Annotated in this window: 2 protein-coding genes and 1 pseudogene; all 3 read right to left on the reverse strand. The window is 64.5% G+C overall.

Going from position 1 to position 6,080, the window contains the following annotated elements:
- Nucleotides 1–4,201, reverse strand: a 4,201-nt coding sequence (gene tssI / locus G3N97_RS35560) for a type VI secretion system tip protein TssI/VgrG (RefSeq protein WP_205997507.1), incomplete at its 3' end; no start/stop codon positions are given.
- 446 nt (nt 4,202–4,647) lie between these two features.
- The gene (locus G3N97_RS35565; protein WP_205997508.1) at nt 4,648–5,070 is read right to left on the reverse strand and encodes a hypothetical protein; all 423 of its coding nucleotides are present in this window, start codon (nt 5,068–5,070) and stop codon (nt 4,648–4,650) included.
- A 35-nt stretch (nt 5,071–5,105) separates the two neighbouring features.
- Nucleotides 5,106–6,005: pseudogene (locus G3N97_RS35570) on the reverse strand (AAA family ATPase); the annotation flags it as partial.
- Nucleotides 6,006–6,080 lie beyond the last annotated feature (75 nt).

The raw sequence follows: 6,080 nt of genomic DNA on the forward strand, positions 1-6,080 counted from the left end.
GCCCCGCTGCGTCGTATTCGAACGTGACCTGGCTCGCCGTTTCACCTCGCCCACCCGGCGTAGTGGCCTGCGCCTGCGTGAGCAGACCGCGCGCGTCGTAGCGGTAGCTCGCGTGCGTGCCGTCGCTCGAATGCCGCTCGACCGGGCGGCCCAGCACGTCATAGGCAATGTCCGTCGTGATCTGCCCGTCGGTGCCGTGATCGGTACGCGCGATGACCTCGCCCGCCGCGCTGTAGCGGTACGTCTGCCGACGGCCATCAAAGCCGGTCTGTGCGGTCAGCCGGTCGCGGCTGTCGTACTCGAAGCGGGTCACCTCGCCGTTGGCATTGGTGAGCGTCGTCAGCCGCCCGATCGCGTCATAACGATAGCCATGCGCGCCGCCAGCCGGATCGGTCACGGTGATGCGCTGGTCGTAGGCGTCCCACTGTATGCGCGTGATGTGCTCAAGCGGATCAGCGTGAGCGACCGGGCGACCGGCTTCGTCATAACGGGTAGTCCACCATCCAAGCCCTGCGGGCTTATAGCCTGTCACCTGACCGGCACCACCTCCTGTGCTGAAACTGCCCGAGCGGTATCTCGTCTCGTTGCCCAGCGCATCTGTCGTCTGCAACAGGTTGCCTAGGCTGTCGTAACGATAACGTGTCGTATAGCCCGAACAGTCCGTCCGAGCCGTGACCTGTCCCGCGTCGTTGTACTGCATCGCCGTGACGTTGCCCAGCGCGTCGGTGCGCGTAACCGGTAGGCCCTTGTCGTAGGCGTAGGCCGTCGTGTGGCCCAGCGGGTCCGTCTCGGTGACGAGGTGGCCCGCTTCGTCATAGGCGCGCTGCCAGACCTGGCCTGCCGGGTCTGTGATCTGCACCGGCAGGTTCTGCGCGTTGTAGCTGAGGCGCGTGATGTTGCCCGCCGCATCGATCACGGTCGTGGGGTTGCCGTGCACGTCGTTGACCATCTGGGTCACACGGCCCAGTTCGTCGGTATGGCCGCTGACGCTGCCCGTTTCATCGAAGTGCGTGAGGCGCGTCGTGCCGTCCGGGTACAGGATGCGATCCACCGCCCACAGGCCGTTATAGTGGTATTCCGTGGTGCGGCCCAGCCCGTCCGTCACGCGCGTGGTCTTGCTGGCGGGTTGGTACGCGAAACGCGTGTCGCGCGTGATGGCCGGTTGCCCCTGGCGGGCGGCCTCGTCGTCGGCAAAGGCGTAGGTACGCGTCACGCGCGCCTGGGGCGTGTCGCCGTCCCATTCAGAATGGTGGATTGCGCTGCCCGGGGTGAGGTAGCCGGTCAGCAGGTGGTTATGGTACTCGTAGCGCCAGACTCGCCCTACGCGGTCAGTCGCCTCGATGAGGTCGCCGTGCGCGTCGTAGCCATAGCTCGCCAGCAGCGGATCACCGTGTCCCACCAGATACACCGCCGTCATGCGGCCGATGTCATCCAGTGCGCAGCGCACTGTATGCAGGTTGTTGCGCACCTCGTGCAGCCAGCCCTGAGGCGTATAGCCTAGATGCAGGGTGTTACCGTCGCGGTCGGTGACGCGCTGGAGTTGCCAGCGGGCGTCATAGCTCGGGTGGATCGCGTAATGTTCCTCTGTGCCGTTACCAAAGCGCACGACGTAAGTTGCGCCTGCAGGGCTGTCCTCGCCGCGCGCGAGCGTGTATTTCTCGATGACGTGGAAATGTTCCTCGCCGGGTTCTAGCAGGGGGAAATTCAGTCGGCGACCATCGGCGTCGAAATAGGTCAATTGCGTGCTGTCGCTACGGATTTCCGTCGAGTACGGCACGCGCCAGGCCACACCAAGGAATCCCGCGCGCTGGTCCTCGCTGCGGTAGCTGCGCGCCCAGCGGACCGGCAGGCGGCCCGGCAGGCTGAAGTCCTGATGCGCGAGCACCTTCTGGCCCGTCGCCACATCGACCGGATGGGGCGTGGCGTGGCGCTTCGCGCACTCTGCACAGGTCGCTTCGGTGACCGGCGCAAGCCCACCCGCGCCGCCACCGCTCATGCTGATGACGGGCGCCTTCAGCCGGATGCTCGTGCCTTCGAGCGTGATCCCAGCCTCATCGATCGTAATCGTGCCACCGGGGCCGATCAGTTGCGACTGCGTCGCGCCCGACAGCAACGCGTAGCCGCTGTCGGTAATCTGAAGCTGGTTGTTCTGCGCGCTCTCGACCGGCGCGGGCAGTTGCGGCACGAACGCGGGCGTGGCCTCGAACGGGTTCGCCATGTCCTTCTGCACCGCGTCGCCCACCGCCTTGCCGCGAACCGTCACCGTGTACGTGTGGCCCACGTCCGACGACCAGTTCTGCACCACCCGGTCATGGCGATCCATGCCGACCGTGCTCGCCATCTGCAGGCCGACGTTGCGCATGTACAAGCCGCCCACGTTCTCTACATACGCCGCGCCGACGTTGTGCAACTGACCCAGCCCAACGTTCTGCACCGCCGCAAGATCAATGGTTTCCCACTTGTAGCCGCCCGTCGTCAGCGTCCAGTGCCGCCCGATGTGATCGGTTTCGTCATGGCCGATGGTTTTCGTGCGGTCGTGCCCGACCGTGTGTGTCTCGTCGTGCTCGACCACTGTATCGAGATTGCGTTCGGCCTGAATCCAGACCTGCTCCGCGCCTTTCTTGTCCTCGAACCGGATCGCATTGGCGTTGCCGTATCCGCCCCCCTTGGACGAACGCGTCAGAATTCCGCTCTGTGTAGCATTGCCAGGCAACTGCCATGGCGGCATGGTCGCGGCGTTGTAGAGCCGTCCCACCACGACCGGGCGTTCCGGGTCGCCGTTCTCGAAGTCCACGATCACTTCCGTACCGACGCGCGGAACGTGGATGCCGCCAAAGTTCGACCCCGCCCACGGATACGACACGCGAATCCAGCACGACGAGTTATGGTCCATCGGCCCCGCGTGGTCCCAGCGGAAATGCAGTTTTACGCGACCGTAATTGTCCGTCCAGATTTCGCTTCCAGCGGCACCGGTCACCATTGCCGTCTGCGGGCCGCAAACACGCGGCTTCGGCCATTTGCTCCGATCCGGTCGGAACTGCACGGTCGCGGGCTGGACCTCGAAATCCACTTCGACGCGATACACCGCGCCGCTGCCCGTCGCCTCGCTGGTGTCCTCCATCGTGAGCCTGGCCCAAAGCACAATGTATTCGCGGTTGGCCTCAGACCTCGGATGGTTCGCGAGCGTAAAACTCGTGCCGCACACCACATTGCGCAGGTTGCCGTGGCCCAACGCGCGCTCGCCGCTCGCGCCCAGTTCTTCCATGCGCAGGCGGGCAACGTCCCGGCCTTCGGCGTGCTCCGTGTAGTTGCCAGGCCATTCGCGCTTCTCCAGATCGCCATGCGCGATGTCCTGCTGCAACTCATCGCGGGATGCCAGGTTCGCGTGGGGCTTCTTGAAGTGATAGTCGTCGGTACTATAGATGCCGCTCGTCACGCGCTGCACAGGCCCGAAACGGTCGATGTATTCGCGGTCGATCTTCTGGTCGGGTTCGTGGTATTCGAGTGTCTGGTAGGCGGCGCTCTGCACCGGGCTGTAACCGCCCAGGTGATCCACGAAGATGATGCGGTGAAACGTATCGCTGTGCTCGACGTACCAGGCGATGCCGTGTTCGGCCAGCATCCGCTGGACGAAGGCAAGATGTGTTTCGCCATACTGGACAACGTAGTCGAGTATTTCGTACTGGCCGCCCGTGCGGAACGCATACGCGTACATGAGCGAGCCGAGCACTTCCTCAACGATCTCGATGACCGACTTTCGCTGGAATGTCCTGTAGTCCGACGCGAGACCCAGCAACGCAAGCCACGGCTGGATAACGACCGCGTAACGGCACTGGCGGTTGAGCATCCCGACGAACTTCGCTTCCATCACGATGCCCGAAATCTCACGCGAGCCCGCACCGATATTTCTCGCGCCCGCAAATTCGCCCAGGCCTTCCAGCGCAATCGTGACGGTCAGCTCGGTGCCGACCAGCGCGGAAATGTCGATGCTGGCGGCCTGCTGTTCCGTCATGCCCAGCGCGGTAGTCAGCATCAGTTCGTACTGGCAGACCGTCGAGAGCCGTTCCTCGCCCGCGAAGGCACTCAACAGCAGGGCCGGTTCGCCGTTATCCTGTTCGGGCAAGGCCGGACCCGACACCCTGATGGTGCGTATCTGGTCACGGGGCCACCACGCTCCGTAAACCTCCTCGTTGCTCAGCATGCGCGGCAACCTCCCGGCTGGCGGACAAGGCAGGGAAAACGACGGATACGACGAATCAAACAGCAGGGCGAAACAGACAGCGGCAGGTCGGACTGCGGGCGATGCATGAAACCGGCTCCTTTCTTGTGATCGTTATTGCTGCGGAGTGCATGGGCGCGCGACGGCCTTCGCACGCGCGAACGCTCACTTTCTGCCCGGAGATAGGGAGAGCCAATCAGATCAATCTGAATTGTGGGTCGCCTAACGCGTCATCGTTGCAGCAGCGGCTACGCGCTTTCTCGCGCGCCTGAATTCTTGATAAGCAATCAAGTCCGGGCCAAGGCCAGTGATGCTGTTCTTGACACTCGATGCGCTAGCGAACGACGGCAGATTTTCCTTGCGACGCGCCTCGCGCGTGACCGCACAAAATGGCAAAGCGTTCGCGGTCCGATTGCTTTGGTAGTCATTCAACCGTGCGGCGAGCCGCCAGCCATCCCCAACGGGCGAAAGCCGACCGGCAAAGCGTCACACGCGGGGAACGCGTTCGCGGGGGGCGCATTGGTGTTCGCACTTGCCGCGAACAATGCGTAGGGCGTTCGCAGGGACAGTGAGTCACGCGGGTCGCGCTGGATTCGACTGGCCGCGCGTGGAGTAAGCCCGATGCCATGCGAATACCTTTCAAACCCCATAGTGAGGATGTCCTCCGCGACCTCCACGCGCTCCAGTGCATAGGCGAAGCCGCCGTCGTCGGGCGCGATGTTGGACTCGGCGCGCGCCAGAATGCGGCGCTCCGCGCCTTTCTTTTTCACCGTCACCAGCACCATGCGGGCGAGTGCGCCGAACGCCTGGGAGCCGATTATGAGTCCGCTGCCGCGTTCATGCGCGCCCACAGCGGCTCCCACCACGCCGTGTCGCTGAACGCTTCGATGGGCACGTCCGTATCGAGTTGCACCGTCATGCGCCGTTCCTCTTCGTCGAGCGCGTCGGCGCTGGCCATTTGCGCGGTGAGCACCGCCTCGCCCGCATCGGACGGATCGCGCGGCCCGGCGGCGCGCGCTTTCACACGCTCCTTCAGCCGCGCCGCGTCGGCGTGAAAGTCGAGAATCAGCATCGGCACGTTCTTGCGCCGCGCCAGCTCCGCGAAGCGCGTGCGGTTGGCCGATTGCAGGAAGGTCGCGTCGATCAGCACCGTATAGCCCGCGTCGAGCACCTCCGCGGCCAGCGCGATCAGCCGCGCGTAGTGCGCATCGATCGCTTCGCGCGTATAGGCTTGCGGCGGCAGCGCGTCCAGCGCGGGAGCATCCAGCACATGGGCGCGTTTGCGCTCGATATCGCTTGAAATGCAGATCGCGCCGCTCAGCGCCGCGAACGCCCGGCTCGCGACCGATTTCCCCGAACCCGAAAATCCGTGGCAAAGCAGCAGCCACGACGGACGTCGATCGCTCGCTTCGCGCGCCGCGAGCTGGAGATAACGTTGACCGGGTTTAGCTGACGTGACTTGTGCCGCATCTTCGGCCGCCGGCGTCTTCAGATGCGCGACGAGTGCCCGCACCAGCGCGCGATAGACGACGTAGAGCCTTAGCGCGGCAAGACCGCCGAAGTCGCCGGTCGCATCGAGATAGCGCGCGAGCAGGCGATTCGCGAGATCGTCGCGGCCATGCGCGCGCAGGTCCATGACGAGAAAGGCCAGATCGCTGGCGATGTCGATCCAGCGCAGCGCGTCGCTGAATTCGATGCAATCGAACAGCAGCGCGTAACGGCCAAGCCGCACGATATTGTCGAGATGCAGGTCGCCGTGGCAGGCGCGCACGAATCCGCAGGCGCGGCACGCCGCCTGCTACATCGGACGTGCGTCCGGAGAGGCGAGGGAGTGAGGCCCAGGTAGCGATTAGGTCGAGTG

The organism is Paraburkholderia sp. Ac-20347 (assembly GCF_017104805.1).
Classification (GTDB): Bacteria; Pseudomonadota; Gammaproteobacteria; order Burkholderiales; family Burkholderiaceae; genus Paraburkholderia; species Paraburkholderia tropica.